Origin of the sequence: Burkholderia sp. SIMBA_062 (assembly GCF_046534765.1) — a bacterium.
Taxonomy (GTDB): domain Bacteria; phylum Pseudomonadota; class Gammaproteobacteria; order Burkholderiales; family Burkholderiaceae; genus Burkholderia; species Burkholderia ambifaria.
On record NZ_JAWRYD010000021.1, the window covers coordinates 26151 to 51764 of the forward strand.

Consider the following 25614-nt stretch of genomic DNA (forward strand, 5'->3'; position numbering starts at 1 on the left):
CCGCTATGCGGTTTTGCGGAATATTCGCACAGAACGCGATCCTTTACGCTTCGGTCCTTTGAACTCGAAGGATCGACCATGCAGACACCGTCCAGACGTCACCCGTTGCTGGTTCAAACGGCGGCATGCCTTGGCTTTGTGGTCGTACTTATCGATGTCAGCGTCGTTAATGTTGCGCTCGATGCTTTGAGATCGGTCTTCGATGCGGATATCACAGACCTCCAATGGGTCGTCAACGCGTATGCGCTCGTCTTTGCGTCCTTGCTGCTCATCGCAGGAGCGCTCGGGGACAGGTGGGGGGCAAAGCGTGTGTTCATGGCCGGTTACGCGATATTCACGATTTCATCGATCGGCTGCGGGATGGCGAAATCTGTGCAGGCGTTAATCGACTGGCGTCTCGTTCAGGGGGCGGGGGCCGCGCTGCTGGTGCCGAACTCACTGGCCGTTCTGCGGGTGGCGTTCGAGGACGCGACGGAGCGCGGCCGGGCGATCGGCTGGTGGGGCGCCGGCGGCGGCATCGCTTTAGCCGCTGGACCCCTGGCAGGCGGGCTGCTAATCGCGGCGATCGGCTGGCGAAGCATCTTTCTGGTCAATGTGCCCGTGGGCATCGCAGGCATCTGGCTGACATGGCGATTCGCGCCCGATACGGACGCGGAAGATGGCCGGAATTTGGATCTTCCGGGACAACTCACTGGCGCTGTCGCGTTGGCAGCACTCACGTTCGCATCGACCGAAGTGAGCGCGCTAGGCTGGCGCAGTGCGTTTGTCGAGGGTGCGTTCGCCTTATGCGTCGGAATGAGTATCGCGTTCGTCTGGCTGGAATTGCGTAATCCTGCCGCGATACTGCCTGCTGCGTTGTGGCAGGACCACGTTGTCCGCTGTGCGACCCGGATCGGCATGCTTGCGAATCTGGTTTTTTACGGCATCGTCTTCACGTTGAGCCTGCTCTTTCAGTCGATCTGGCATATGACGCCGGTCCAGACGGGCGTGGCATTCCTGCCGATGATGGGCATCCTGGTGATCGTGAATATCGTCGCGGGGCGACTGGCGAGCCGGGTCGGCGCGCGTGCGTTGGCAACGGCCGGTCTGCTGATGTCCGCGAGCGGCTATCTCGCGATGTTGCCGGCCATCGCAGCACAATCCTTCTGGCTGCTTGCGCTTCCCATGCTGTTCGCAGGTAGTGGAATCGCTCTGACCATTCCGACTATCACTGCTGCGACGCTGGCTGCTGTGAGCCGTGCACAATCGGGTATTGCGTCGGGATTGTTGAATGCCGCCCGGCAGGTCGGCGGGGTGATAGGCGTCGCTTTATTCGGTTTCTTCGTTCGGCAGGCAGAGGCGGCGTCCTTTATTCACGGGGTGGAACGAGCGTTGACCGTTTCGGTGCTGCTTCTGATTGTCGGCGCTGCAACTGCCTGGCGAAATTTAGGTGATGTGGTGCAGCGAGGTCCCCGAACCAGAAGATGGAATGGTCGCTGACCGGCCTAAAGCAGACGGTCAGGCGTCGCTAAGTCCGGAGCGACCAGATGACCGCAATTGGCCGACTGCCGTCGGATGCAGTCGGACGAAGCCGCCCCTTCTCTGCCATCGAACGCTTATTTGCAAGCGCCACAAGCACGTTTTATTGCGGTCGTTCGCGCGAATATTTCTTGAGGCGCGGTCCGGAGCATTCGCTTCGCCCGCTATCGCAACGCGTCAACTTGATGGGCGTCGCCCAGTTGCAGTGCGTCAATCCTCAAACGCATGGCGTAGTCAGAGTGGCAATGGCTCGTTGGTGTCGATCGCATTGAGCAGTCTCACAATGACTTCTCGCGTCTCACTGAGTTCGTGCAGCCGAACGTCGAGCTTTTCGACTTCACCGCGTAGCAATGCGCGCGCTTCGGCGCATGGATGAAACATAGGTTTATCGCCGAGTACGCAAGGCAACAACAGCCGGATACTGCTGACCTTCAATCCTGCTGTGCTGAGCATGCGGATGCGCTGTGCGGCGTCCACTTCGTCGGAACCGTAATCGCGGTAGCCCGAATCGGTCCTCTTTGGATTGAGCAGACCTTCGTGTTCGTAATACCGCAGCATCCGCTCACTGACGCCGGTGCGGCGAGCCAGCTCTCCGATACGCATGACATCCCCCGAAAAATACGCTTGACCCTGACAGCGCTGTCAAAGTTTAACCTCCTTGAGCGGCTGGCGTGCCCGCCGGTCCATTCATCAAGGAACGCCGTATGACACCATCCAACGACACATTTGACGGCACGTTTCCGTTTTCGCCGTGCTTCAGCGAAGTTGCCGGCTTTCGCATGCATTACGTCGACGAGGGACCCTCTGATGGCGAGGTCGTCCTGTGCCTTCACGGCGAGCCGACGTGGGGATATCTGTTTCGTAATTTGATCAATGCACTCGCCGCCGACTATCGTGTGATTGCGCCGGACCACATGGGGTTCGGCAAGAGTGAGACGCCGAAAAATCGCACCTACTGGCTACAGGATCATATCGACAACCTTGAAAAGCTTGTGCTTGCCCTGGATTTGAACGACATCACTCTGGTCATGCATGACTTCGGCGGCCCGGTCGGCATGGGGCTCGCCGCGCGGCATCCGGGCCGCATTCGCCGGATCGTCAGCACCAACGGCCCGACGCCATTCGGTCAAAGCACGTTGTTCGACCGGCTGAACGCGAATGCCGCACTCTCGCCATGGTTCCAGTGGATCCTCCGCGCTGATTCGCAAGGCCGTCTTGAATCCGTGCTGGGTGAACTGGGGTTCAATATCCTGAGTACCTTGAAGCTCAACGGCTTCGAGAACCACGCGCGTATCAGCGATACGTGGCTGCGCGCGTACGGCTCACGTTTCGCCGTGCCGACCGACTGCGCCGGCGCGATTGGCTGGGCGAAGGGCTTCGCGATCGGAGCACACCGTTTCGAAGTGCCTGACGCGACGGCACTCGACGCGGTCCGTTCAAAGCCAGCGCTTGCCATCTGGGGAGAGGCCGATCGCACGCTGGCGGCTCAACACTTTCTGCCGCTGTTCAGCGAAATATTTCCCAGGGCGCCGATTCATCGACTCGCGGGAGTCGGCCATTACAGCTTCGAAGATGCACCGCAAGAGATCGCCGGGCTGATTGCCGGATTCTTGAAAGCCCACTAGCTCGGGCCGGTCCTCAAGACGGGCTGAGTGCGTCCAGGATCGAGCATCTCGATTTCGGTGCACGGCTTGGCGCGAATCGAGTGTCGCAAGGTCAAGGGAGAACGGCCAGTCGCTCGGGGTTTGTCGAAGTCTGCTTCCGGCCGAACTTGGCCGGCCACCGCCCAGCGACGCGCGCCGGGCGCAGATCGACTTTCCGCCGCTCATCCTCAGCAGGCCACAGTCCCGTCCGACACATCAACGTACTACCGCTCACCATTCAGCCCCCGCCGGCGCCCTGCCTCCCGTCGACATCACTCAGGACTTCCCATCCCCTTCCCTGGCCCCCATAGCCCCAGCCATGCGACTTTGCACAGCAACGAGTTGGTCATCCGTAGTCGCCACCAGCCACAGACGTGCCTGCTCCTCGATCCGGCGGTTGTGGTCTTTCAACGGACCCATCGTGGCAGCAGCCTTCCAGACCACTGGGCCGATTCGGGTTTTCCTGCCCGATGGAGCGCCTACCAGCAGACAGTAAGGTCCCAGCGGCAGCGACACGAACGGAAGTGCCGGACTCGCGGATACGCGCCAGTCAATGAAGGGCGTGTCGCCGATAAGCAGCGGTATCGGCAAGCCGTGGAGCACGCTGAAATCGTACAGCGCAAGTTGCTCGCGCATGCCGACATACACACGCCGGATGTCGTCGACAACCGCCGCGCGGATCTCGTCGTCGAACATCGGTTCCTGCGCGTATCGGGCAAATGCCTTGCGAGCCTCCCCTTGATACGCACTGAACAGGCCAATCTCCACGCAGTCCTGCACTGCGCGCTGCACCTCCGCTACAGAACCGGCTTCTTCCGGCTTGCCCAATTGCGCAGCCCGCAAAAACCGGGCAAGGCCGGCCTCCTGAATTGCAGGGCCATCCACGGACGCATCGTCGTCAGTGCTGTTGCCAAGCGGCACGTAGACATATTTTTCGGCCGCGAAATGCGACTTCTTGCCTTCATCAAACTTGATCTCGCCGTCGACGCAGTCCAGATAGCGAGTGCCGATTCGGCCATGCTCCCAAACCCAATTTTTCAGGAACGGACGTAGCGGATGCAGTCTGTCGTGATCAGTCATGGAACCCTCCAGGTTGCCCCAGTATAGTTCCAAGTTGCCGCTTGCCCCGTACAGGACATCGCGATCGATCAATCCGACGGATCGCGGCTCCGGTCAGACTGCACGCGACACAAGCTCGCGCAGAACCGTCTCCAGTTCGACGCGGCCGCGCGCGATTTCGTCAGGATTACTTTCGAAATCGATCCAGCCTTCGTTGAAGCCGTCCAGCATGCGCATCCGGGGCAGAGGATGCTTCATGCCCTGGCCGCGGAACAGCGCTTCCCACGTCTGCCTGTCGACCACTTCCGCGCGTACCTGCGCGCCGAGCACGCGGGCGAAGGCCAATGCGAGATCATTGGGACTCACCCGGCGCGGGCCCTCGAGTTCCACCACACGCACACCGTGCCACGTCTGCTGGAGCAGGTCGGCCGCAACGCGGCCTACGTCCGCGGTAGCGACCATCGGCACGGGCTTGTCGAGCGGCTGCAGGTAACTGGCAATGACGCCGTCGTCGCGCGCGGACGCGACATCCCACGCGGCGTTTTCCATGAACCAGCCAGGCCGCAGGAACGTCACCGGCATCGGCATCTCGCGCAGTGCCTGCTCCATCAGCGTGCGTTGAGTGAGCAGATTGATCTCGTCAGCCTGCGCGCCGATCGTCGACAGGCAAACGACTTTTTCGGGCCGCGCCTTCAGGAGCGCCGCGGACACAGCCTCGATCACCTTCCGCGCTTCGGGAAACCCGGGCGCCGGATCGAACTGCGGAGGCGGCAGGAGGAAAACGCCGGTCGCACCTTCGAATGCGGCGGCCAGCGACGAAGCGTCTTCCATGAAAGCTGTCGCGATCTCGCAACCTCGCTCCGCCCACGCCCTTGCCCGCGTCGCGTCGCGCACGACTGTGCGCACCGGCTCACCACTGGCCAGCAACTCACGGGCCAGCGCGCCGCCGACCTGGCCGGTGATTCCTGTTATTGCATACATTGCTCGTTCTCCATGTGTGGATACATCGGGTGTTCGGTGACACGCATTCTGGACAAACGCCGACCAAAACAAAATGACATGGATGGCATCACATTAGTGACAAGGAGTTATCAATGCGGCATGATCTGCGGAGTTATCTTGCGCTGCTGCACGGCGCAGTATTGGCGCGTTGTCATTCGGGTTGGTTGGTCGCGATCCACCACCTTCATTCACTCGAGCAACCATGAGATCCAGTACCGAGAAGCTGTCCGGCAGCATTAGCGTGTTCGCCGCCGTGGTGGACATGGGGACGTTCGCGGCCGCATCGGAAGTCATTGGAATGACGCCGCCGGGCGTCAGTCGCGCGATTGCGCGGCTGGAAAAAAAGCTGAATATCCGGCTCTTCAACCGAACGACGCGCTCCGTCTCGCTGACTGAAGAGGGTCGCCGCTTTTACGAGCAGGTCATGCCCCATCTCGCCGGGCTGGAGGAAGCAGCCGCGGCCGCGGCAGGGAGCGCCTCCGCGGTGCGTGGAAAGCTGAGAGTCAATCTGGATCCGGTCGTCTACCGGACCATTCTTGGGCAACAACTCGATGCGTTCATGGACGCGCACCCGGAACTCGAAATCGAACTCATCGCGCGAGACAGTCTTGGCGACCTCGTCATGGATGGCTTCGACATCGCCGTGCGTTTCGGCGAACCCCGAGCCTCTACGCTGATCGCGAGAAAGTTGCTCGATACCGGCATTGTCACGGTCGCGTCGCCTTCATACGTCGCTCGCCGGGGACGGCCGACAAAACCCGAGGACCTTGAAAACCGAAGCCACCGATGCATTGAATTTCGCAACCCGGAGACGGGCAAGCCGTTCGCGTGGGAATTCCACCGCCGGCGAAAGCGCATTGTGGTGGACACCCGGGGACGCCTCACGGTCAATGATCCCGGTGCCCTGCTCAACGCATGCGTCGCCGGTTCCGGAATTGCGCAGATGTTGCTGCTCGGTGCGGAGCCCCTGATCGCGAACGGCCAATTGATCAATCTCTTTCCCGAATGGGCAGACGAGCGATTTCCGCTATACGCGTACTACCCGTCCCGGCATCACCTGCCGGCAAAGACGCGGGCGTTTCTTGATTTCGTTGTTGAACTGACGGGCAAGAACGAGCGCGTCGGCACGCGCTAGTGCTGTTATGGCGAACTGGCGACGCAACGTCCAATAGCCGGTTCCGTAGAGGGCGTGGGCTGCCATGAGCACACCGCAAACGGCCGGTTCCGGCTGCGGATTCAACGTCAGAGTCATTCACGCGCGAGCCACCTCCGTCCGCTTTCAAGCCGACTTCGGCTGATCGTCGCAATCGAACGCTGGTCGCTGGCCGCAGCGTAACCGCTGTTCAGATTTGCGGGCGGGTCCGTTTCCAGCGCGTTTGTGCTTTGGAACGCCACCGACATTGGGAAGGAAGGGCACGGAGCCTCAAGCGGGCGCGTAAGGCGAGTTCCTGAACCATCGCCACCCGAATCGCCTGCGCAAAGCGCAGCAATGCGTCCTTTGACCCAGATACGCTGCTGTACTCCTGTTGGCCGATGCGTGCCTCCAGAAGCACTGCCAATCCCGCTTGCTGCGCCATTCTCAGCACGTCCATTTTGATAGCCTCCCGGCGCCGTTGCGACCTGCGCCCTAACAGTCCCGATACCGCTATGTGCGCATTTTCCATACCGCGTCGATATCTGGAAAATGTATCGAGTGGTGGTCCGATGGCGGATGGGAACCGGCCAGCCAGCGTACGCTTTTTGATCGTCTGATCATGGCCGGACTCGGCCGGCCGCAGTCCCGGCGGGCGACTGGCTCAACCGACCCTTCGCGGTCAGTCAGGCTTTTATGCGCGGACGGCTCGAACATGTGCCATGCCCGCCATCAGGCAATATTTGCACTGCCCTTTCCCGCTCTTCCCCCCAACGCTCCCGCCGATTTGGTGTTACCCCGCGCGATGTATCGCAACACTTCAGCCAGTCAAGTGCTTGATCGGCGTTCCGATAATCAGCAATCCGAAGAGCGCCTCGAGTTGTCGCTCCAACTGGTCCGGTTTGGCTTGCGCCAATGCAGCCATCTCGACGACCTGTCGCATGACCTGGAAGCCGGCAATGACGGCCAGAAACATCGCGGCCCGCTGCGAGGTTTCTTCGCCGGGCAGCAGCTCAGATAACGGTCGGGCAAAGTGCGTTTCAAACTTCCTGCGCAGAATGGCTGTGGCCTGCCCATTGTTGGCCGAGCGCAGCATGATGAGAAACCCGTCCATCGACGTGATGTCCGGTGCCGTCTTCGCCACAAGCGCGGCAGCAACATCGCGGCATAGCGTCGATACGTCAGGCGCGTTCGTCATCACTTCCCGCGTGAGGATGCCCGGAGCCGAAAGAACCAGGTCGACTACCTCCTCGAACAGCTGTTCCTTGGACCCGAAATAACGATTCACGAGCATCGCGGTGACTCCCGCGTTCTCAGCGATCTCGCGTACGCCGACGTCGTAGCCCGATTGCGTAAATGCCTGTCGCGCGGATGCGAGGATCGCCTCGCGGGTAGCCGCGCCTTTTTTGCCCAGTGTCTTCATTAATCAAACACCTGTAGATTTTTAGAGCGAGAAAGTATACGATTGTATAAATTTAATGCGATCGAGGGAACACTCATGGATCTGAATCTGAGCGGAAAGCGCGTGCTGGTGACGGGATCGACGGCCGGACTAGGTGAGGCGATTGCCAAGTTCCTGGCTGCGGAGGGTGCAACAGTGGTTGTGCATGGCCGCAGCAGTGATCGTGCAGAGGCGGCCGCGGCAGCGATCACAATGGCAGGCGGCCATGCCGAAGTCGCGCTGGGCGATCTGGCAACCGATGCGGGCGCCAATGCCGTGGTTGCCAAGGCGACCGAAGGCGGAGCCATCGACATACTGGTCAATAACGCTGGCTATTATCACCACCTGAACTGGAGCACTGCCTTACCGGACAAGTGGATGGAGACCTATGAGGTCAACGTCCTGTCCGCCGTGCGCATGATCCAGCGGCTGGTGCCAGCCATGCGCGAGCGCGGGTGGGGCCGCGTGATTCAGATCGGCGGCGGACTCGCCGGTCAGCCGGTCTCGATGCAGCCTGACTACAACGCCTCGCTTGCCGCCAGGCACAACCTGGCTGTTTCGCTGGCGCGCGACCTCAAGGACTCCGGCGTGACCTCGAATGTTGTGGCACCCGGCGTGATTCTCGTGCCGGCCGTCAGGGAGCTGCTCGAGAACATCGCTCCGCAGCACGGATGGGGTCAGACGTGGGAGGAGATTGAGCGCGGCTGCGTCCGCGACATGGTGCCCAACGACGTCGGCCGCCTTGGCCGTCCTGAAGAGATCGCGGCGGCAGTTGCTTATCTCGCAAGCCCCTATGCCGACTATGTGAGCGGCGCCACGATCCGCGTCGATGGTGGCACGATCCGCTCTGCGTTCTGATCGGGCATCCAGACGGCGCGATCGTGGCTCGCAATCCGAGAACTCCTGCGAGGCGAAGGAGCGCGAACGGGCGGAAATCCGTCGTTTGAATGCCCCGAGGCAGCAACCAGGCGTATGACGGCAATTGGCCGGACTCGGCCGGCCGCAGTCCCGGCGAACGGCGACTGGCTCAACCCCACCCGCAGCCGCCGGTCGCGAGCGCAAGGCGTCGATGACCGCTTCCGAAGTGCTTCGGACGCCCGTTGACCCGCCAACCGCCAAGCTCAATTCAATAAGTCAACCCTGCTCCAACGGGGATTTGAAAGCCGATATCCGGTTCGTGATCGCACGTCCAGCATGCTTTTCAGTTCTTGAAGGCGCGGAAGGTTTAGGCCCGAGCCATAGGACCGACAGCGAGCCGCTTGCGCCAAGTAATCCAGCCGACAACAATGGATAGTGTCGCCACGACAAGCGGCGCCACCCCATGTCCGTATTCGCCGTGGACTGCAACGGTTGCAAGCGCAGCCAACATCACGGTGCAGCCGAGCACCGAGCCCCACAGCCGCGTCCGTGCTCGCGCCAGCAGAATGGCGGTCATGAGTTCCAGCGACCCAGTCACGAAATGGAACCAGTGCGGATATCCCCACTTCAGGTATTCCTCGAAGATGGATCGCGGGGCGACGATGTTGCTGAGCGATCCCACGACGAAAAAAGCGGCAAGAATCAAAGGGAATACTTGGCGCCAGGAAATCTTGGACATTCGTTCCACCTTCTCTGATGAGGGCGCTGCAGAGGGACCCGTGTGGCCGCCTGGTCGACGAGCCGGTCGATCTGCGCTGTTCATGCCGGAGTCGCCTTGTGGGCCGCCGCAAAGACATCGCGAGGGGACGTCGTGCCCGCCACATGCTCCGTACCCGCGACGCCGAGGTCCATCCAGCCCGCGTTGACAGCATCGAACATCGCTTCGGCCGGTCCAGTCTGGCCCTTCGGGATACCGAACTGTTCGAACGCTGCTGGCCACCCGGCCCGCGGGATGGCAAGGGCCTTGACGTCGCGTTGCAAGACTTCGCCCAGCTGGGCAGCGACTTCATCCGCGCTGACCATCGAGCCAAGCTCGACGACGCGATGCCCAGACCACGCCGGCCCGGTCAGCAGCGTCGCCACCTCGGCACCGACATCGTCGGTCGCGACCATGGTCGACTTCCGACTCGTCGGGTCGTAGTAGACGGGTAGCGTGCCGCCTTGGGCGACGTGCAGGCCGTAAAGGAAGTTTTCGAAAAACCCGCCGGCTCTGACATTGGCGATCGGCAACGTCAGATGGCGCAGTCCTTGTTCCAGAAGCGACAGGGCCGTGATCATTCCCAGCCCGCTGGTTCGGTCCGCCCCCATCGACGACAGCACGACCACCCGCGGCGGCGCCACCCTGGTCAGCGCCTCGACATAGTTCGCGATCACGCTCATTGCTTCGCTGAACTCAGGCGAGGGTGTCCAGACAGCCGGCAGCATGACGAATGCACCTTCGACCCCTTCGAGCGCCCTCTCTACGGCGGCCGCATCATTCCAGTCGCCGTCGATCAGTTCCACACCTTGATCCGCCCAATGCGTCGCCTTCTCGCGATTGCGGACCAGCGCCCGCACTTTCCTGCCTTGCGCCAGCAGATGTCGGGCTGTTGCGCCACCTACGCGTCCTGTAATTCCCATTACTAAAAACATGTGTTTCTCCTGAAACTGATATTGCCCTCGAATGGCAACATTTCTGCGGCGGGGGTGACTGGTACAGAAGGTCGCCGGGAACAGGGTTTGACATCGGAACCCACTGAGGAACGGTCTTTGGTTGAGGGCAGGTCTATCATAGAGACCTATGCCTCGCGCCGGAAGGAGGCACTTTTTTGTTACCAGAAGAGTTGAAGGGAACCCGAATGAGCACCGCCCGGAATGCGATCGAGAGATTCAGCCGATATCAACGTCAAGTGAGCGACACCCAGCCCGCACATTGCGCGGTTCGCGACGTACTCGACCGCATCGGCGACAAATGGAGCATGCTCATGATCATGGAACTCGCGACGCGATCGCAGCGCTTCAGTGAGCTTCACCGAGCCATTCCGGACATTTCCAAGCGCATGCTTACCCAGACACTCCGCGATCTGGAGCGCGACGGGCTCATCACCCGCCATGTTTTTCCCACCAGCCCGCCAAGCGTCGAATATCGTCTGGCCCCGCTAGGCCAATCGCTGTTGGACCCGATGGCGGCCCTCATCGATTGGACTGACCGTCGTTATCCCGACATCCATGCCGCGCGCGTCCGCTTTGACGGCGCATCCGGCGATGTCCCGCGCGAGATGCTCAGCCCGAAGTGAGGGGGCGAACGCCGCCATTCCTCCCCGCACTCCCAGAGCCCGGCGATGCCCCACAAAAAAGCCACCCTCCCGGGTGGCTCCCCATTTCACGCCCGCATCACCCCCGCGTCACACATGCGAGCGCCGGCTCGCCTCCGCATCGACGTCGCGCAGCGACTTGCCGCGCGTTTCCTTCGCGACGCCCACGCACACGATCGAGATCACGGCTGCGGCGACCAGATACAGCGCGATCGGCGTCGACGAGTGATAGCGCTCGAGCAGCGACAGCCCGATCAGCGGCGCGAGCGAGCCGGCCATCAGCGGCGCGACCTGGTAGCACAGCGACAGCGCGGTATAGCGCACGTTGGTCGGGAACATCTCGGTCATCAGCGCCGAGTACGGCGAGTACGTCATCGATTCGATGAACAGACCGAGCACGATCGCGGCCATGATGATCCAGTCGTTGCCGGTGTCCATCATCGGGAACGCGACGAAACCCCAGCCGGCGGTCAGCACCGCGCCCGTCAGGTACACGGGCTTGCGGCCGACGAAGTCCGATAGCAGCCCCATCAGCGGAATGAAGAAGAAGTGAATCGCGTTGGCCGCGAACATCAGCTTCAGGATCCGCGTGGTGTCGAAGCCGACGACCAGCTTCAGATAGGTAAGCGAGAACGTGACGACCATGTAGTACAGGATGTTCTCGGCGAATCGCGCGCCGATGCCGATCAGCACCTGCCGCCAGTGGTACTTCAGCACGTGGACCACGCCAAGCTGCTTTTCCTGCTTCTGCGCGCGGCGCGCCTGCGCTTCCTTGAAGATCGGCGCATCGTCGACCTTGCGGCGAATCCAGAAGCCGATCAGCACGACCACCGCCGAGAACCAGAACGCCGCGCGCCAGCCCCACGACAGGAAGTCGGCCTCGGACAGCGAGCTCGACAGCACCAGCAGGATGATGGTCGCGACCAGATTGCCGGCCGGCACGCCGGCTTGCGGCCAGCTGGCCCAGTAGCCGCGGCGGTTGTCGGGGGCGTGTTCGCTGACCAGCAGGATCGCGCCGCCCCATTCGCCGCCGAACGCGAAGCCCTGAATCAGCCGCAGCGACACCAGCAGCACCGGCGCCCAGTAGCCGATCGCATCGAAGGTCGGCAGGCAGCCCATCAGGAAGGTCGTGATGCCGACCACGATCAGGCTGACCTGCAGCAGGTACTTGCGGCCGAACTTGTCGCCGTAGTAGCCGAACACCAGCCCGCCGATCGGGCGCGCGGCGAACCCCACCGCATACAGCGCGAACGCGGCGAGCAGCCCGTCGATCGGGTTGCCCGTCTTCTTGAAGAAGTGCGTGCCGAACACCAGCGCCGACGCCGTTCCATACAGGAAGAACTCGTACCACTCCGCCACCGACCCGACCATCGACGCCGCGACGACCCGCTTCAATTCCCGTTTCGACGCCGTGTCCTGCACGGTTGCCGCACTACCAGGCGAGACTGCCTCGCCGAGTTGACTTGTCATCTCCGTATCTCCTCTCGTTGTCTTCCATTTCCCGTGACGGGGCGGCTCGCGAGCAAGCGCGCTGGAATATTTTATACAATATCCAATGCGCGATCTACGCAATCTCAAAAATGCTTCGGCAGAATTGCGACACGGCGGGCGCGGGGTGCGCCGACCGGAATGGAAGCCTCCGAGATGGGTGTTTTTGGTCGGAGGAAAGTGCGGCGGGATAAGCTTGCGCGGCGCCAGTCGGGCTGCCAACGCCATCAGGCGGAGCCGGAATGCGGCGTCGACCAGCTTGGTCCAGTGCGCCCGCCATCCCCCGCCGAAGGCCGCCGCGACGCGGTTCTCCACCTTCCGCGGAACCTCGAAACGACAGCCTGTGTCAGCCCTTTTTATTTTATATTGTATAAAATATTCGGACTGGCTAGAATGCACTCGTCGATGGCGGACTCTCGGTCGAAACCGGAGGCAACGTTTCGGCGCCGAGGCAAACAAGAGGCGGCCAGCCGCCGTCCGGGTGACGTGAAGCACCGACGAGACGGCGAGCGCGCGTACGGCCCAGGTTGCCAGCAGTGGCAATTGACCCTATCTGAATGTGAGGAAACGAGATGAGCGACAACATTTTTACCGGCACCATTCCGGCCCTGATGACTCCGTGCACCACTGATCGTCAGCCGGATTTCGACGCGCTGGTAAAGAAGGGCAAGGAGCTGGTGGCACTCGGCATGCGCGCGGTGGTGTACTGCGGCTCGATGGGCGACTGGCCGCTGCTGACCGAAGCGCAGCGCCAGGAAGGCGTCGCGCGTCTGGTCGAAGCCGGCGTGCCGACGATCGTCGGCACCGGCGCGGTGAACTCGAAGGAAGCCGTGTCGCACGCCGCGCATGCCGCGAAGGTCGGCGCGCACGGCCTGATGGTGATCCCGCGCGTGCTGTCGCGCGGCGCGTCGCCGGCCGCACAGAAGGCCCACTTCGCCGCGATCCTGAACGCAGCGCCGAACCTGCCGGCCGTGATCTACAACAGCCCGTACTACGGCTTCGCGACCCGCGCCGACCTGTTCTTCGAATTGCGTCGCCAGCACCCGAACCTGATCGGCTTCAAGGAATTCGGCGGCGCCGCCGACATGCGCTATGCAGCCGAGAACATCACGTCGCAGGACGACAGCGTGACGCTGATGGCCGGCGTCGACACGCAGGTGTTCCACGGCTTCGTGAACTGCGGCGCGGCAGGCGCGATCACCGGCATCGGCAATGCGCTGCCGCGCGAAGTGCTGCAACTGGTCGACCTGTGCAAGAAGGCCGCGCAAGGCGATGCCGTGGCGCGCGTGCGTGCGAAGGAACTGGAAGCCGCGCTGGCCGTGCTGTCGTCGTTCGACGAAGGCTGCGACCTCGTGCTGTTCTACAAGCATCTGATGGTGCTGAACGGCGACAAGGAATACACGCTGCACTTCAACGAAACCGATGCACTGAGCGACGCGCAACGCAACTACGCGGAAGCGCAGTACACGCTGTTCCGCAACTGGTACGCGAACTGGTCGAAGACCATCGCCTAAGCCGTGCGATACGCGGCCGTGACACGGCCGCCTGCGTGAGAAAGGCAAAAGCCACGGTGCGATCCGTGGCTTTTTCTTTATCCGCGCACACGCGACAGGCGCCTGCCGAATCAGTGTCGCTGCACGGCCGCCCCGCTCGCGCGCTCGTGTTCCGTGATCTCCGTTCTGCAAGGGCCGATCGCATACAACGCACCGGCCACGGCGCGCGCCGGCACCGCAATCAGGCTGAACACATCGCCGAAGCGCCAGCCCCAGTCCCATCACGACATGCGCTGCGCGCGCCGGCCCGGTCAGGGCTTCTCCGTCCCCCGCCGCGACTCCATCCCGTCGATCTTCGCGAGCAGCACGTTGCCGAGGTTCATCACGTGGCGCGGCATGCCGGGTATCGCGAGCAGCACCTCGATGCGTGCGCGCCAGTAACCCGGACGACTCACGCGCATCGCGTACGGCATCGCCGCAGCGCCGGTATCCGCATCGCTTTCCAGCAGCGCGACCATTCTCTCGATATGAGAGAGCTCGCGCTCCACATAGTCTCTTGTCAGCATGTGATTGCCACTCCCCCGCAACACGGCATCCGGCCTGTCGTCATCGGCGAGTCGCCGCATGGGCTTTTCGCTCGACACGTCGTCGTTTCCCGTCACGGTACGCGCGTCGTGTGTCAGGAAATCGCCGATACGCGCGACGGTTCTCTTCATATCGTCGGATCTATATCGCGCGGCGCAGCCCGTGCCACCTCCATGGCGAAGACGAACGTCAGGCGGGATCGCCGAACTCGTCGCGACATTCGGCCGCTGAACGTGTTCAGCCCCGCCGACCGCGCGCGTTCGGATGCTTGCCCGCGCCCGCCGGCGGCTCGCCCGCGCTCATCCGGTCCAACTGCCGGACGATCTCCGCGCGCAACTCGGCCGAAATCTCCACGCTGTCGAGCAGCTCCAAGATCCACAGCCCGTCGGCGGCCAGCCGGCAGATCACAGCGTCGCCGCCTGCTCGAGCGGCACCGGGTCCGGCCGCGTCCACTCGCGCATGGGCACCGACGAGCGCGCGCGTCTCCTGTATCACGGCTATACCGCGTACTTCCCGCTGTGGGCGCTCGCGCGCTATCGGCGCCTGGCCGGCGGCGCGTCGTCGGCCGGCGCGCACGCCGTGCCCGCGTCCACGGCGGCGGACGCCGCGCTCGCCTGAGCGACGGCGCGCGCACGACGCAGGTTACGGCTTGCCGTTCAGCGACTCGACGATCCGGTACGCGGCTTTCACACGATCCTCGATCGGAAAGTTGCGGTTCGCGAGCATCACGATCGCGATCCGCTTCGCGGGGACGAACGCGACATAGGTGCTGAAGCCGTTGGTCGAGCCGGTCTTGTTGATCCACGTGTCCGGGCGCGGCGCGAGCGGCGGCTTGAGTGCGGTCGCGGGCGTCGCGTCGTGGAGCATCGGCGGCCCGTTGCCTTCGAGCAGCGTCGGCAGCGCAACCGGATACGGATACTGTTCCCAGATCAGGTCCTGCGTGAACGGCCCCGCACGGAAATAGCCGGTGTGCGTGCGCTCGAGCGCGCGCTGCAGACGCGGCGCCGTTTCGACGAGCCCCATGTTCGCCTGCACGAAGCGCAACAGGTCGGCCGCCGTGGTCTTCACGCCGTACGCCGGCTGCCCCAGCATGCCGCCCGTCATCCGGATCGGCTTGCCGTCCTGCGTATAGCCCTGCGCATAGTCGCCCCGGCGTGCGGCGGGCACGTTGATATAGGTATGCGTCATCCCGAGCGCGGGGAACAGCCGCTGTTCCATCAATGCCGCGAAGTCGCGGTTCATCGCCTTCGCGGTGAGTTGCCCGAGCATCCCGAGCGCGACGTTCGAATACGTGCGGCGCGTGCCCGGCGCGTACGCGGGCCGCCACGCATCAAGATAGCGCATCAGGGCCGCGTCGTCGCGGATGTTGTCGGGCACCTGCAGCGGCATCCCGCCCGGCGTGTAGGTGCCGAGCTCGAGCAACGTCACGCCGCCGAACGGCTTGCCCTGCAGCGCGGGAAGGTACTTGGCCACCGGATCCGACAGCGACAGCTCGCCGCCCTCCTGCGCATCGGACGCGAGCGTCCCGGTCAACGTCTTGCTGACGGAGCCGATCTCGAACAACGTGTCGCCGGTCACCGGCTTGCCGGTCTGCGTCGACATCACGCCGTAGTCGAACACGTAGGGCTTGCCGTCGGCGACGATGCCGATCGCCATGCCGGGAACGGCGAACTGCTTCATCAGCGGCGCGACGTTGCGGGTCACGGTGTCGTGAATCTCGTCGGGCATGGCGGCGGCCGCGCGGCCGGCCGTGACGGCGGCGCACGCGGCGACGAACAGCGTCGCGGCGATGCGTATCGCGTTGAATCGCATGGTTGCGGTTCCTTCGATTTTCTGATGGTTGTGTGAACAACAGGTCCGGCCGCGCCGCGCGCAGACTGCTGCAGCCGGCCGGTCGAAGCAGGACTATCCGCCGCCCGCCGCCGTCCAACAATCGATGATATTTTGCGTGAGCCTAAAGAAAATCTTATGCAACGCATGCACCGGCCATGCCGATGTCAGTCAGGCAAACGGTCGAGAAAGGCCAGCATCGCGGCGTTGAAGCGCGCCGGCCGCTGCAGCGGCGCGAAGTGGCTCACGCCGGGCAGGATCGTCAGCGTCGCGCCCGGAATCGTGCGCGCGAGATATGCCGCATGTTCCGGACGGATGAACTCGTCGTGCTCGCCCTGCACGATAGCGACCGGCACCGCGATCGCCGCGAGGTCGGCCGCGCTGTAATCCGGTTGCGTGCGCATCATTTCGCTGACTGCCGCGACGAACGCGTCGAACTGGTCGGGCGTCGCGGACAGTCGCGCGTAATCCTTGCGGTGCCGCGCGAAGCAGCGGTCGATCAGCGGGCTCGGCACCATCTCCTTCGTGCCGCCCGGATCCATGTTGCACGCGAAGAAGAACACGCCCGCCGCGCGCTGCGGCGCGCGGGCGGCCAGCACGAGCGACACGCATGCGCCATCGCTCCAGCCGACGAAGCGCGCGCGGCCGATGTGCAGCGCATCGAGTACCGCGAGCACGTCCGAGGCCATGCGTTCGTACGAATAGGGGTGCTCGTCGCGCGTGCTGCGTCCATGGCCGCGGCTGTCGATCACGATCGCGCGGTAGCCGGCCGCGAGCAGCGCCGGCACCTGGTTGCCCCAGTTGCCGCCGTGGCCGAGGCCGCCGTGCAGCAGCACGACCGGCGGGCCGTGGCCGAACGACGCGTGCCAGATACGCGCGCCGTCGTGGTCCAGCCATCCTTCGGTATCGGCCGCGGGCAGCGGCGTGCCGCCTTGCGCGTCGAAGCGGACGAGGTCGTCATCGGCGAATTCCGCAGTCATCGTTCTGCCGTCCTGTCGAGGGAGACGAGCTTGCGATTGTAATGCGCGGAGTGACGTGCCGCGACGCGTCGGCGTGCTGTGCTGGGCGGCGCGGCGCCGTGCCGTCAGGCCTGCGTCGATACCAGGCCGCCGGACGTCGAGCCGCCCGACTTCTGGATGGCCTGCGCGAGCTGCGCGATCGCCGTCGACAGCGCGGCCGAGATCGTGCTCGCTTCCGCGCTCAGCGTCTGCTGCTCGACCGCGGCGGCCGGGTCATCCTTCGCGCGCTGTGCCGCGGCCACCATTTGCTGCTGCAGTTGCGCGAGTTGTTTCTGCAAGCGCTCGATGAGCTGTTTCAGCTGCGTGACCGCGGGATCGTCAGCCGCCGATCCCGACGCGCCCAGCGTCTCGCCCGCGTCGGCGGACGGCGCGGCGCCGCTCGCCGACGTCTTCGTTGCACCGCCTGTGGGCGACGACGCAGCCGCCGTGGCCGTCGCCGCGGCGCCCGTGCCGGAGGGGTTGGCGGCTGGGTTGCCGGTGGTAAGCGGGGTCTGCGTGGCGGAAGAGAGATCGATCTGCATCGTGTCGGTCCGTAATGAGTGTGTGCGACTCGGGTCGGTTGAACAGGGAAAACCTTGCAACCGGTTTACGGTATTCGTTGGACGAAACTTTAGTCCCGCCTTCGACGCGGCCGCGCAGCCGATGTCGCGCGCCATGTCGTGGTCCGGCTGCCGATGGTCGCGAAGGGGCCAGAATGACCGGCCGTCCACGCTGGTAAAATCGCCGGCTGCTTTCGGCAAGGCTGCGGGCTACCCCGCACCGGCGCCCGCCCGATCGGGCGCGACACGCGACGCCGTCCGGCGCCGTCGCTGCGCGAGCCCCGCGCCCGAAGCGACACGACGACTTCGGCGCGCGCCCCCTTCATCACGCATTTCGAGGAATTCACGATGGCCCGCATCGGCGCCTTCTGCCTGACCACGTGGCTCGCGGCCGCGATTCTCTATTTCGGCCAGCATTCGGTCGCGATGATTGCGCTCAGCGGCGTGATCGTGTTCGGCGGGTTCGATCTGCTGCGTCCGTAACGAGCGCGGGTTCATTGCAGGCGCGGCCGGCCCGTCACGAGCACCGGCGCCGCACACCCTCATCGCACCCCAGCCTGCCCCATCCGCATCGCCGACGGCGAAACCGCGGCCGGCTCACCCGCGCCGCACGTCAGCGCGGCAACGTCCGCAACGATGACGGCCCGCCCGACAGCGCGATGCGCTTGCCCGTATCGCGCAGTTGGCCGCCTTCCACCGCATACAGCGCGAGCTGCCGCTCGACGTTGAACTGCACGATCACGTGCCGGCTGTCGGCGGTGAATACGATGCCCTGCGCGGCTTCGCCGCCCGGCACTTCACTCGTCTGCACCGCACGGCCGTTGCGGATCTCGAACAGCACGACCTTGCCGAGCTTGTGGCGGCCCGGGTTGTCGGGCGTGAGGTTCGAGCCGTCCATCGCCTGCACCGCAATCCACTTCCCGTTCGGCGAGATCGCGACGCCTTCCGGCAGCGACGGCACGTTCAGGTACTGGACCGTGCGGAACGGCGTGCGCGACACGTCGATCAGCGCGACCGAATCGGCATCGCCCGCGAGCGTGCCCGTATAGCCCGGCAGCCCCGCTAGGCCGACGTTGCTGACGACGGCCCAGCGGTTGTCGCTCGACACGTCGATCGTGTAAGGCGCGACGCCCGTGCTCAACCGCGTGCCGCTGTCGGTCACCTTGCCGTCGTCGACGTTCAGCACCGCGACGCCCTGCTCGTCGCGCAGCGACACGAGTGCATGCTTGCCGTCGTGCGTGAAGCTGATCCCGGCGAGCCGCTTCTTGCCGATTTTCAGGTTGCCGTCGAGCGTCACCTGCGTGCCGTCGATCCGCAGGATCGACACGCTGCCGTCGATGTTCGCCACCAGCGCGACGCGACCCGACCGGTCGATCGCGATCCCCTGCGGGTGCGTGCCGAGGTCGATGCGCGTGATCGCCGCCGGCGACGCGTCGAGATTCATGACCTGCAGGAACGTGTCGTACACGAGTTGCTTCGCGCTCGCGTCGTAACGCGTCGGCGCGCCGACCAGCGCGAGTTTCGCGTCGGGCGTGATCGCGACGGCCTGCGGCGGCCCCTGGATGCCGTTCTCGACGTCGACCTGAAGCGCGACCTTCGGCGGGAACACGCTCGCGTCGAGCAGCGTCAGCGTGTCGGCGGGCGGCGATGCGGGAAAGGTGTCGCGCCCTTCGACGCGCTGGTACTTGCCGTCGTTGCCGGACACGATCCAGTCGGCCGCATGCGCGGCGACGGCGGTGGTGGCAAGCGTCAGCGCGGCGAGCAGACGGGCGCGACGAAGGCGAAAAGGATTCGAATGCATGGCGGACGGTTCTCCGGATCGGTTGCGGACGCAAGGAATCGCACGACCCTGCTGCTCGACGGGTCGATGCCATCGCATCATGCACGAAAGCGCGGGAAACCGGTGTCTCGCGGCGGCCGTTCAGCGAGTGCGCGAACCCGCGCCACGATCGCGCGCGAGGAGATCTTCGGGCCGGTGCTGTCGATCCTGACCTACCGGACCGAGGACGAGGCAATCGCGCTCGCGAACGACTCGGTCCACGGGCTCGCGGCCTACGTGCAGACGGACGATCCTGGTTCGCATCGAATGCTCCTGGAATAACGAATGCCCGTGCCGTGCTCAGCGCGTCGCACGCGCATAGGTATCGGCGACGATGTCGCGGATCTCGCGACGAACCAGACGATCTCGTCGCGCGACATCATGAGCGGCGGCGAGAACTGCACGATCGGCGTGCTTTCATGGTCGACGCCCGCGCGGCACAACCGCCCCGCTTCGAAAATCTCGGGCGCGAGCAGCGTCGACACGAAGGCCTGCGCGCCGATGCCGGCCGCCCCGCCGCGCGTCCGACGCGCGCGCGGCTCACGCATCCGGTAGCAGTTCGAAACGCACCCCGGCATGCCGCTCGAGACGTTCGACGAAGCGCGCGTCGAACATCGTCGCGGGCGTCCAGAAGCCGCCGCCGCGCCCGGTCTTCGCGCCGTCGCGGGTGCAATCCAGCGCGAGGCTGAGCGCGGCCTGGCCGAGCATCTTGCCGGTCGAGCCGTAACCGGGATCGCGATCGCCGGCGACTTTCACGCGCAGCGTCCGCCCGTCGTCGGCGCGCCCGAAGAAGCGCAGATCGTAGCGGCCGGCCAGTTGCGCCGCGACGCTCGGCCCCTCGCCGGGCTTCGGCAACAGGAAGCGCTCCATCAGGCCGCGCACCGGCGGGATGAGCACGCCCGCCATGAACGCGCCGAGGCCGGCCACCATCGTCAGCGCGGCGAGGCGGCCCTTCAGGCCCGTGCCCGTGATGACCGCCTCGTCATAGGCGAACCGGGTGCCGTATGCGTCGCCGGCGAGGGCGTTCGAGCGATGCACGACACGCTCGTTGACGGCCGCCATCACGAACGGCGCGATCCACGTGCCGCCGTCGCGATCGAATTCCGCCGACCGCACCGCGTGCTGCCGCACCGTGAAACGATGATCCGTCGGGCACAGCGCATACGGATCGAGCAGTTCGCGGCGCAACGCCGGATCGGCCGCGGCTTCGCGCACGACGTTGATCACGCTCGCGACCGTTCCGCCCGACGCGCCGCCCTTCAGCGTCTTCACGCGCATCTTCACCTGCGTGGCAGGCACGCCCCACTGCCGCCGTGCGTGCTGCTGCAGGAACAGCACGCCGATATCCGACGGCACCGAATCGAAACCGCAGCAATGCACGATGCGCGCACCCGATTGCCGGGCTGTCTGCTCGTACCGTTCGATCATCCGCTTGATCCACTGCGTCTCGCCGGTGAGATCGCAGTAGTCCGTACCGGTTTGCGCGCAGATCCGGACCAGCGGTTCGCCATACAGCGCGTACGGACCGACGGTCGACACGACGACGCGCGTGCGCGCGCACAACACCTGCAATTGCGTGTCGTCGACCGCATCGGCGACGATGACCGGCAGCGTCTGCCAAGCGGCGCAGAGTGTCTCCCTGACGTGCCGGAGCTTCGCTTCGGAGCGGCCGGCAATCGCCCAGCGCAGCGTTTCGCCGCTGCCCGACAGGTGTTCGGACAGGTAGCGCGTCAGGATCTGCCCGACGAAGCTGGTGGCGCCGAATACGACGAGATCGAGATCATGGGTCGGCTGGGTCATCGACGCTTCCTCCGAAAGGGGTTGGCTGTTGGCTAACGGCAGCCGGGCTCATCGAACACCTTCAATGGCGTCGGCAGGTTCAGCACGAGCTGCGCATCCTTGACCACGTCGAACCGCACGATGGTGAATACGCCCAGCCCGTCGAACAGTTGGCGCAGCGGGCCGCCATGCCGCACCAGCTCGACGCCGCGCGGCAACACGCGCTGCGCGAACGATACGATGACCGTGCGCCGCAGGCACCGCGCATCGTCATTCGAGTTCGACGCCCTTGAGTTCGGGGATCAGGAACAGCGTCGCGACCATGTCGAGCACGTAGAGGCCGGCGAGCAGCGCGATCGCCGTCTGGAACGAGTAGCGCGCGGCCAGCGCGCCGACCGCCACCGGCCCGAAGCCGCCGACCGCGCGGCCGATATTCCACAGCACGTTCTGCGCGGTCGCGCGCGCGGCGGTCGGATAGCCCTCGGACATCAGCGTCCCGTAGCCGCCGGCCATCCCGTTGACGAACATCCCCATCAACGCGCCGGCCCACAACATCGCCGTCGGGTCCGACAGCCGCGCATACGCGACGACCGTCACGACCGAACCGAGCTGGTACAGCAGGAACGTCGGCTTGCGGCCGAACCGATCGGCGAGTTGCCCGAACGTCCAGACGCCGATCATCATCCCGACGACGGTCGCGGCCGTCCACAGCCCCGACTTCGTCAGCGAGAAGCCCATCTGTTTCGACAGGAAGGTCGGCAGCCAGATCATGATCCCGTAGTAGCCGAAGTTCTGGACCGAGCACAGGATCACGATGCCGAGACTCGTGCGCGCGGTGCGGGCGTCGGCGACGAGCATCCGGAACGCATTCGTGCGCGGTTGCGTCGCGCGCTGAACGAAGACTTCCGGCTCGTGCAGCCGGTTGCGCAGCACCCACGCGAGCAGCGCGGGCAGCACGCCGACCACGAACATCCCGCGCCAACCGATATGGAGCAGCAGCAGCGGCGTCAGCAGCGCGGCCAGCAGCACGCCGGCCTGCCAGCCGAGCGCGACATAGCACGACACGCGCGCCCGCTTGCTCGCCGGCCACGCTTCGGCCGCGAGCGCCATGCCGATCCCGAACTCGCCGCCAAGGCCGATGCCCGCGATGGTCCGGTAGACGAGCAGATCGCGGAAGCCTTGCGCGAACGCGCACAGGCCGGTGAAGACCGCGAACAGCATGATCGTCCACGTCAGCACCCGCACGCGGCCGTAGCGGTCGCTCAGGGCACCGAACAGAATGCCGCCCGCGACGGCGCCGATCAGCGTCCACGTGACGAGCGCGCCGCCCTGCCCGGGCGTGAGCTGCAGCGCCGCCGTGATCGCGGGCAGCATGAAGCCGAGGATCAGCAGGTCGAAGCCGTCCATCGCGTAGCCGATCGCCGAGCCGGCCAGCGCCTTCCATGCGTACGACCCGACCTGCTCCGCGCGCGGCGCCGCCGGATCGCCGAGCGCCGAAGATTTCATGTTTGCCGCCATGGTGTCCAGCCGGAAATGTCCGGGCGACATTCTAAAGCCTGTTCCCGGGCAAGGCGGGCCGGCGTACGTGCGCACGCAGAAAGCGCCGCGCGCGCCCGCTTCCGGGAACGGGCAGCGGCGGTAAAGAATTTGAAAGATATTGGCGCCGGCGATCCCGCAATCAGGCGGGACACCGAAGAAACGGGATGAAACGGGTGTTGCGCGGCCGGCGTCGCCGCCGGCACGGGTCGAACGGCACCTCGGCGGTGCCGGTGCGGCATCAGCCCTGGTCGTCCCCGGGCCACCAGGTTCGGGCATCGCGGTCGACCAGCAGCGTGTCGAGATCCTTGCCTTCGAGCCATTTGGGTCGCGGGCCGCGGCCCGACCACGAGCGGCCGGTCGTCGGATCGTAATACTTGGCAGGCGCCTTGCGTTTTCGCTGGACGATGTAGCCGAGGGCGCTCAGCACTTCCTGCTGCGTGATGCCCAACAACTCGACCTGCTCCTTGAATGCCGCGAGTGCGGCTTGCTTCTCCTTCTGCTTGGCGTCCGACAACTTGATGTTCAGGTCCCGAAGTTGTGCTTCGAGTTCCCGCAGGGCCTGGGTCATGTATTCATCCTCTTTGGGTATGTTTTTATTCAAAAAAACCTCCGATGGCCGAACCTATCACGAAGTTCCGCCAATCTGTGTTGCGAAGTGTGAATCGTTCGGCCGGACCTGCAAGGCTTTCGCAGTATGCCGCAGGCAACGCCATCGTCGAAAGCCGCATGGCATCGGCACGCAACACGGGGCGCGTCGCGTTCGACCACGCGGCGCGCCGTCGGTGGCGACCGCCTCGTCACCGGGCGCCGCCCCGTTGCACGGGCGCGGCATGGCGCGAATGATAGCAGTGCACATCCCTCGTGTTTGAGGACTTTTGCGGGCCGGCGCACCCCGGGCTTCGCCGGCCCGCGCGGCGATTTACGCGCCGAAGCAGCATCCGTCCCACGCGATCCGTGCGAACAGCGCATGCAGCTTCGCGCCGCGCGCGGCGTTCAGCGCGCGTGCATGGGCGACGCGTCCGGCCAGGTATGCGCGGAAATCCGGGTGCGCGGCACGATTCTGCGACGCCGGTCCGTGGCGGATGCAGTTGGTCAGGATGGCCTTCAGGACATCGAACTCGTCGCGCGCCAGGTTCGGATGACGATTGACGACCACGCCGGCCAATTGCTGCCGCACGCCGCGCCGCATCACGCGCGTCTTGCGCGGCTGCAGCGCGAGGCCTTCCTCGAGTGCGATCGCGGCGACCCGCGCCTGCAGCCGCCCGGCCTCGCGGGCAAGGGTGCCGCCGCCCGAGAACGCGAGATCGTCCGCATAGCGCGTGTAGGTCGCGTCGAGCGAACGCGCGAGCGCGGCGAGCCGCATGTCGAGGCGGAACGCGCACAGGTTCGCCAGCGCCGGCGAGGTCGGCGCGCCCTGCGGCAGGTGGCGGTTGCGGTAGCGCTGGCGGCCGGTCCAGTCGAACCGGTCGCGCAGGTCGGGCGCGAGCAGCCGTGCCGACGGCACGCGGTTGGTGCACAGCGCGGTCAGCGTGCGCGCGACTTCCGCCGGATAGCCGAGCGTGATGAACAACGCATGAACCCGCGCGGCGCGCACCGACACGAAGAAATCCGCGAGATCGAAACGGACGACGACATCGCGATCCGCATGCGGCGCCGCGAACGACACGATCCCGCGCTCCTTGCGAAAGCCGTGCGCGGCGTCGTGCGGCGGGATGCGATCGAGCAGCCCGTGCAGGATGCGGCGCTGCGCTTCGCGCAGCCGGCCCTTCGGGATCTCGATCAGGCGGCAGCCGCCGCGACGCTTGTCGTAGCCGGCGTACGTGTAGTGATGCAGCGGCGAGTCGCTGCCGCGTGCGTCGACGCGCCAGCGCTCGGACAGCCAGTCGAGTTCGGGCGCACTCACGCCGAGCCAGCGTGCCAGGTCGCCGCACGTCGGCCATTGCGGCACGTCGGCGCCGGCGAGCCGCGCCGGCAACGGCCGCTGCACCGGCGGCCGGCGCACGACGCGCATCACCACCGGCCGATCATGGCCGTACCACGCGATCATGAACGCCGACGTATCGGCCAGCGCGCTGGCGAGCAGATCGGTATCGACGTCGGCCCAGTGCGTCCCGAACTGCGCGATCGCATGATCCACGACGTCATGCGACCACGACGGCGCGGCGCCGAGCACGGTTGCGACGCGCTCGAGCATGCCGCCGCTTTCCGGCGGGCCGGCCAGCATCGCTTCGGCAATCGTTCGGGCTGTATCAAACCGGGACGCGTGCATGGCAAGGAATGGGCGGGACGATGAGTCAACGTGACAGGTGCTGCGAGAGCCGTCGTTGCGCAACGCGCAACCTGCGCTCTTGCGACGCATCGGGGTGTCGGTTTCATCCACGGGGTAGCCCCGTGGTCCTGGAACATCGGCTGCCTGTTCCGGGGGTGTGCTTGACCCACCGCCCCGCGACGCACTTTAATAGCCGGGCGCGCGGGGTGTCAAATGGCGGGCCGCGCGGCGCTCGTGCCCGTCGCGC

25 protein-coding genes and 4 pseudogenes are annotated in these 25614 nt (G+C 65.0%); 9 read left to right on the forward strand and 20 right to left on the reverse strand.

Annotated features, from left to right (window positions below; genetic code table 11):
- Positions 1–78 precede the first annotated feature (78 nt).
- On the forward strand, positions 79–1479 hold the full coding sequence (locus tag SB786_RS22525; RefSeq protein WP_410729410.1) for an MFS transporter: 1401 nt from the start codon (positions 79–81) through the stop codon (positions 1477–1479).
- Positions 1480–1752: 273 nt separating this feature from the next.
- Here SB786_RS22525 and SB786_RS22530 read toward each other — a convergent pair whose 3' ends face one another.
- Entirely contained in the window at positions 1753–2121 is a 369-nt protein-coding gene (locus SB786_RS22530) for a MerR family transcriptional regulator (RefSeq protein ID WP_410729411.1), read from the reverse strand.
- 101 nt (positions 2122–2222) lie between these two features.
- On the opposite strand from SB786_RS22530, the gene SB786_RS22535 reads away from it, so the two are divergent.
- Positions 2223–3143, forward strand: a complete 921-nt coding sequence (locus SB786_RS22535; protein ID WP_410729412.1) for an alpha/beta fold hydrolase — start codon at positions 2223–2225, stop codon at positions 3141–3143.
- 294 nt (positions 3144–3437) lie between these two features.
- Here the strand turns inward: SB786_RS22535 and SB786_RS22540 are convergent, their stop codons facing one another.
- Both SB786_RS22540 and SB786_RS22545 read right to left on the reverse strand, forming a co-directional pair.
- A complete protein-coding gene (locus tag SB786_RS22540; RefSeq protein WP_410729413.1) occupies positions 3438–4241 on the reverse strand; it encodes a hypothetical protein in 804 nt (267 codons plus the stop codon).
- Positions 4242–4334: 93 nt separating this feature from the next.
- Positions 4335–5201, reverse strand: coding sequence for an NmrA family NAD(P)-binding protein (locus SB786_RS22545; protein WP_410729414.1), 867 nt, complete (start codon positions 5199–5201; stop codon positions 4335–4337).
- A gap of 223 nt (positions 5202–5424) precedes the next feature.
- Between SB786_RS22545 and SB786_RS22550 the strand changes: the two genes are divergently transcribed.
- A complete protein-coding gene (locus SB786_RS22550; RefSeq protein ID WP_410729415.1) occupies positions 5425–6357 on the forward strand; it encodes a LysR family transcriptional regulator in 933 nt (310 codons plus the stop codon).
- Between the two features lie 208 nt (positions 6358–6565).
- Here SB786_RS22550 and SB786_RS22555 read toward each other — a convergent pair whose 3' ends face one another.
- Positions 6566–6814: a hypothetical protein gene (locus SB786_RS22555; RefSeq protein WP_410729416.1), complete on the reverse strand. Its 249-nt coding sequence runs from the start codon at positions 6812–6814 to the stop codon at positions 6566–6568.
- A 360-nt stretch (positions 6815–7174) separates the two neighbouring features.
- A complete protein-coding gene (locus SB786_RS22560) occupies positions 7175–7777 on the reverse strand; it encodes a TetR/AcrR family transcriptional regulator (protein ID WP_410729417.1) in 603 nt (200 codons plus the stop codon).
- 75 nt (positions 7778–7852) lie between these two features.
- Between SB786_RS22560 and SB786_RS22565 the strand changes: the two genes are divergently transcribed.
- A complete protein-coding gene (locus SB786_RS22565) occupies positions 7853–8653 on the forward strand; it encodes an SDR family NAD(P)-dependent oxidoreductase (protein ID WP_410729418.1) in 801 nt (266 codons plus the stop codon).
- 367 nt (positions 8654–9020) lie between these two features.
- Here the strand turns inward: SB786_RS22565 and SB786_RS22570 are convergent, their stop codons facing one another.
- Both SB786_RS22570 and SB786_RS22575 read right to left on the reverse strand, forming a co-directional pair.
- On the reverse strand, positions 9021–9392 hold the full coding sequence (locus SB786_RS22570; protein ID WP_410729419.1) for a DoxX family protein: 372 nt from the start codon (positions 9390–9392) through the stop codon (positions 9021–9023).
- A gap of 80 nt (positions 9393–9472) precedes the next feature.
- Complete coding sequence (locus tag SB786_RS22575; protein ID WP_410729420.1) at positions 9473–10345, reverse strand: NmrA family NAD(P)-binding protein; 873 nt, start codon at positions 10343–10345, stop codon at positions 9473–9475.
- A gap of 206 nt (positions 10346–10551) precedes the next feature.
- Here SB786_RS22575 and SB786_RS22580 point away from each other — a divergent pair, with 206 nt between their 5' ends.
- Positions 10552–10989 (forward strand): winged helix-turn-helix transcriptional regulator, encoded by a 438-nt coding sequence (locus tag SB786_RS22580; RefSeq protein WP_410729422.1) that lies wholly within the window; start codon positions 10552–10554, stop codon positions 10987–10989.
- A gap of 108 nt (positions 10990–11097) precedes the next feature.
- On the opposite strand, the gene abaF is transcribed toward SB786_RS22580, so the two are convergent.
- The gene (abaF, locus tag SB786_RS22585) at positions 11098–12477 is read right to left on the reverse strand and encodes a fosfomycin efflux MFS transporter AbaF (RefSeq protein WP_410729423.1); all 1380 of its coding nucleotides are present in this window, start codon (positions 12475–12477) and stop codon (positions 11098–11100) included.
- A gap of 590 nt (positions 12478–13067) precedes the next feature.
- Between abaF and SB786_RS22590 the strand changes: the two genes are divergently transcribed.
- Positions 13068–14009 (forward strand): dihydrodipicolinate synthase family protein, encoded by a 942-nt coding sequence (locus tag SB786_RS22590; protein WP_410729425.1) that lies wholly within the window; start codon positions 13068–13070, stop codon positions 14007–14009.
- 290 nt (positions 14010–14299) lie between these two features.
- On the opposite strand, the gene SB786_RS22595 is transcribed toward SB786_RS22590, so the two are convergent.
- On the reverse strand, positions 14300–14554 hold the full coding sequence (locus SB786_RS22595) for a hypothetical protein (RefSeq protein WP_410729427.1): 255 nt from the start codon (positions 14552–14554) through the stop codon (positions 14300–14302).
- A gap of 256 nt (positions 14555–14810) precedes the next feature.
- Positions 14811–15055 (reverse strand): annotated as a pseudogene (locus SB786_RS22600) (TetR/AcrR family transcriptional regulator); the annotation flags it as partial.
- Between SB786_RS22600 and SB786_RS22605 the strand changes: the two are divergent.
- Entirely contained in the window at positions 15033–15191 is a 159-nt protein-coding gene (locus SB786_RS22605; protein WP_410729497.1) for a hypothetical protein, read from the forward strand. The pseudogene SB786_RS22600 and the gene SB786_RS22605 sit on opposite strands and share 23 nt — an antisense overlap.
- A gap of 24 nt (positions 15192–15215) precedes the next feature.
- On the opposite strand, the gene ampC is transcribed toward SB786_RS22605, so the two are convergent.
- The 3 genes from ampC to SB786_RS22620 form a co-directional block, all read right to left on the reverse strand.
- Positions 15216–16385, reverse strand: coding sequence for a class C beta-lactamase (gene ampC, locus SB786_RS22610; protein ID WP_410729428.1), 1170 nt, complete (start codon positions 16383–16385; stop codon positions 15216–15218).
- Between the two features lie 185 nt (positions 16386–16570).
- Complete coding sequence (locus SB786_RS22615) at positions 16571–17383, reverse strand: alpha/beta fold hydrolase (RefSeq protein ID WP_410729429.1); 813 nt, start codon at positions 17381–17383, stop codon at positions 16571–16573.
- 104 nt (positions 17384–17487) lie between these two features.
- Entirely contained in the window at positions 17488–17943 is a 456-nt protein-coding gene (locus tag SB786_RS22620; protein ID WP_410729491.1) for a hypothetical protein, read from the reverse strand.
- Positions 17944–18309: 366 nt separating this feature from the next.
- Here SB786_RS22620 and SB786_RS22625 point away from each other — a divergent pair, with 366 nt between their 5' ends.
- Positions 18310–18444, forward strand: coding sequence for a hypothetical protein (locus SB786_RS22625; protein ID WP_410729430.1), 135 nt, complete (start codon positions 18310–18312; stop codon positions 18442–18444).
- A 130-nt stretch (positions 18445–18574) separates the two neighbouring features.
- Here the strand turns inward: SB786_RS22625 and SB786_RS22630 are convergent, their stop codons facing one another.
- A complete protein-coding gene (locus SB786_RS22630; protein ID WP_410729431.1) occupies positions 18575–19762 on the reverse strand; it encodes a YncE family protein in 1188 nt (395 codons plus the stop codon).
- Between the two features lie 141 nt (positions 19763–19903).
- Between SB786_RS22630 and SB786_RS22635 the strand changes: the two are divergent.
- Positions 19904–20032, forward strand: a pseudogene (locus SB786_RS22635) (aldehyde dehydrogenase family protein); the annotation flags it as partial.
- Between the two features lie 48 nt (positions 20033–20080).
- On the opposite strand, the pseudogene SB786_RS22640 reads toward SB786_RS22635, so the two are convergent.
- The 6 genes and pseudogenes from SB786_RS22640 to SB786_RS22665 form a co-directional block, all read right to left on the reverse strand.
- Positions 20081–20301, reverse strand: a pseudogene (locus SB786_RS22640) (aspartate aminotransferase family protein); the annotation flags it as partial.
- 19 nt (positions 20302–20320) lie between these two features.
- Positions 20321–21580 carry a saccharopine dehydrogenase family protein gene (locus tag SB786_RS22645; protein WP_410729432.1) on the reverse strand — a complete coding sequence of 420 codons (1260 nt, stop codon included), beginning with the start codon at positions 21578–21580 and terminating at the stop codon, positions 20321–20323.
- Between the two features lie 32 nt (positions 21581–21612).
- A pseudogene (locus SB786_RS22650) lies at positions 21613–21810 on the reverse strand (acetoacetate decarboxylase); the annotation flags it as partial.
- A 19-nt stretch (positions 21811–21829) separates the two neighbouring features.
- A complete protein-coding gene (locus tag SB786_RS22655; RefSeq protein WP_410729433.1) occupies positions 21830–23077 on the reverse strand; it encodes an MFS transporter in 1248 nt (415 codons plus the stop codon).
- A gap of 259 nt (positions 23078–23336) precedes the next feature.
- Positions 23337–23666, reverse strand: a complete 330-nt coding sequence (locus SB786_RS22660; RefSeq protein ID WP_410729434.1) for an H-NS family nucleoid-associated regulatory protein — start codon at positions 23664–23666, stop codon at positions 23337–23339.
- A gap of 351 nt (positions 23667–24017) precedes the next feature.
- Positions 24018–25367: a reverse transcriptase family protein gene (locus SB786_RS22665; protein WP_410729435.1), complete on the reverse strand. Its 1350-nt coding sequence runs from the start codon at positions 25365–25367 to the stop codon at positions 24018–24020.
- Positions 25368–25614: the final 247 nt, after the last annotated feature.

Bases quoted from the DNA above. Each gene is read 5' to 3' on its own strand.
- SB786_RS22665 (WP_410729435.1), bottom strand. From the start codon at position 25,367: ATGCACGCGTCCCGGTTTGATACAGCCCGAACGATTGCCGAAGCGATG.
- SB786_RS22530 (WP_410729411.1), bottom strand. From the start codon at position 2,121: ATGCGTATCGGAGAGCTGGCTCGCCGCACCGGCGTCAGTGAGCGGATG.
- SB786_RS22575 (WP_410729420.1), bottom strand. From the start codon at position 10,345: ATGTTTTTAGTAATGGGAATTACAGGACGCGTAGGTGGCGCAACAGCC.
- SB786_RS22620 (WP_410729491.1), bottom strand. From the start codon at position 17,943: ATGCAGATCGATCTCTCTTCCGCCACGCAGACCCCGCTTACCACCGGC.
- SB786_RS22625 (WP_410729430.1), top strand. From the start codon at position 18,310: ATGGCCCGCATCGGCGCCTTCTGCCTGACCACGTGGCTCGCGGCCGCG.
- SB786_RS22615 (WP_410729429.1), bottom strand. From the start codon at position 17,383: ATGACTGCGGAATTCGCCGATGACGACCTCGTCCGCTTCGACGCGCAA.
- SB786_RS22540 (WP_410729413.1), bottom strand. From the start codon at position 4,241: ATGACTGATCACGACAGACTGCATCCGCTACGTCCGTTCCTGAAAAAT.
- SB786_RS22595 (WP_410729427.1), bottom strand. From the start codon at position 14,554: ATGCTGACAAGAGACTATGTGGAGCGCGAGCTCTCTCATATCGAGAGA.
- SB786_RS22630 (WP_410729431.1), bottom strand. From the start codon at position 19,762: ATGCATTCGAATCCTTTTCGCCTTCGTCGCGCCCGTCTGCTCGCCGCG.
- SB786_RS22550 (WP_410729415.1), top strand. From the start codon at position 5,425: ATGAGATCCAGTACCGAGAAGCTGTCCGGCAGCATTAGCGTGTTCGCC.
- SB786_RS22525 (WP_410729410.1), top strand. From the start codon at position 79: ATGCAGACACCGTCCAGACGTCACCCGTTGCTGGTTCAAACGGCGGCA.
- SB786_RS22570 (WP_410729419.1), bottom strand. From the start codon at position 9,392: ATGTCCAAGATTTCCTGGCGCCAAGTATTCCCTTTGATTCTTGCCGCT.
- SB786_RS22660 (WP_410729434.1), bottom strand. From the start codon at position 23,666: ATGACCCAGGCCCTGCGGGAACTCGAAGCACAACTTCGGGACCTGAAC.
- SB786_RS22645 (WP_410729432.1), bottom strand. From the start codon at position 21,580: ATGACCCAGCCGACCCATGATCTCGATCTCGTCGTATTCGGCGCCACC.
- SB786_RS22535 (WP_410729412.1), top strand. From the start codon at position 2,223: ATGACACCATCCAACGACACATTTGACGGCACGTTTCCGTTTTCGCCG.
- ampC (WP_410729428.1), bottom strand. From the start codon at position 16,385: ATGCGATTCAACGCGATACGCATCGCCGCGACGCTGTTCGTCGCCGCG.
- abaF (WP_410729423.1), bottom strand. From the start codon at position 12,477: ATGACAAGTCAACTCGGCGAGGCAGTCTCGCCTGGTAGTGCGGCAACC.
- SB786_RS22580 (WP_410729422.1), top strand. From the start codon at position 10,552: ATGAGCACCGCCCGGAATGCGATCGAGAGATTCAGCCGATATCAACGT.
- SB786_RS22605 (WP_410729497.1), top strand. From the start codon at position 15,033: ATGGGCACCGACGAGCGCGCGCGTCTCCTGTATCACGGCTATACCGCG.
- SB786_RS22590 (WP_410729425.1), top strand. From the start codon at position 13,068: ATGAGCGACAACATTTTTACCGGCACCATTCCGGCCCTGATGACTCCG.
- SB786_RS22555 (WP_410729416.1), bottom strand. From the start codon at position 6,814: ATGGACGTGCTGAGAATGGCGCAGCAAGCGGGATTGGCAGTGCTTCTG.
- SB786_RS22565 (WP_410729418.1), top strand. From the start codon at position 7,853: ATGGATCTGAATCTGAGCGGAAAGCGCGTGCTGGTGACGGGATCGACG.
- SB786_RS22655 (WP_410729433.1), bottom strand. From the start codon at position 23,077: ATGGCGGCAAACATGAAATCTTCGGCGCTCGGCGATCCGGCGGCGCCG.
- SB786_RS22545 (WP_410729414.1), bottom strand. From the start codon at position 5,201: ATGTATGCAATAACAGGAATCACCGGCCAGGTCGGCGGCGCGCTGGCC.
- SB786_RS22560 (WP_410729417.1), bottom strand. From the start codon at position 7,777: ATGAAGACACTGGGCAAAAAAGGCGCGGCTACCCGCGAGGCGATCCTC.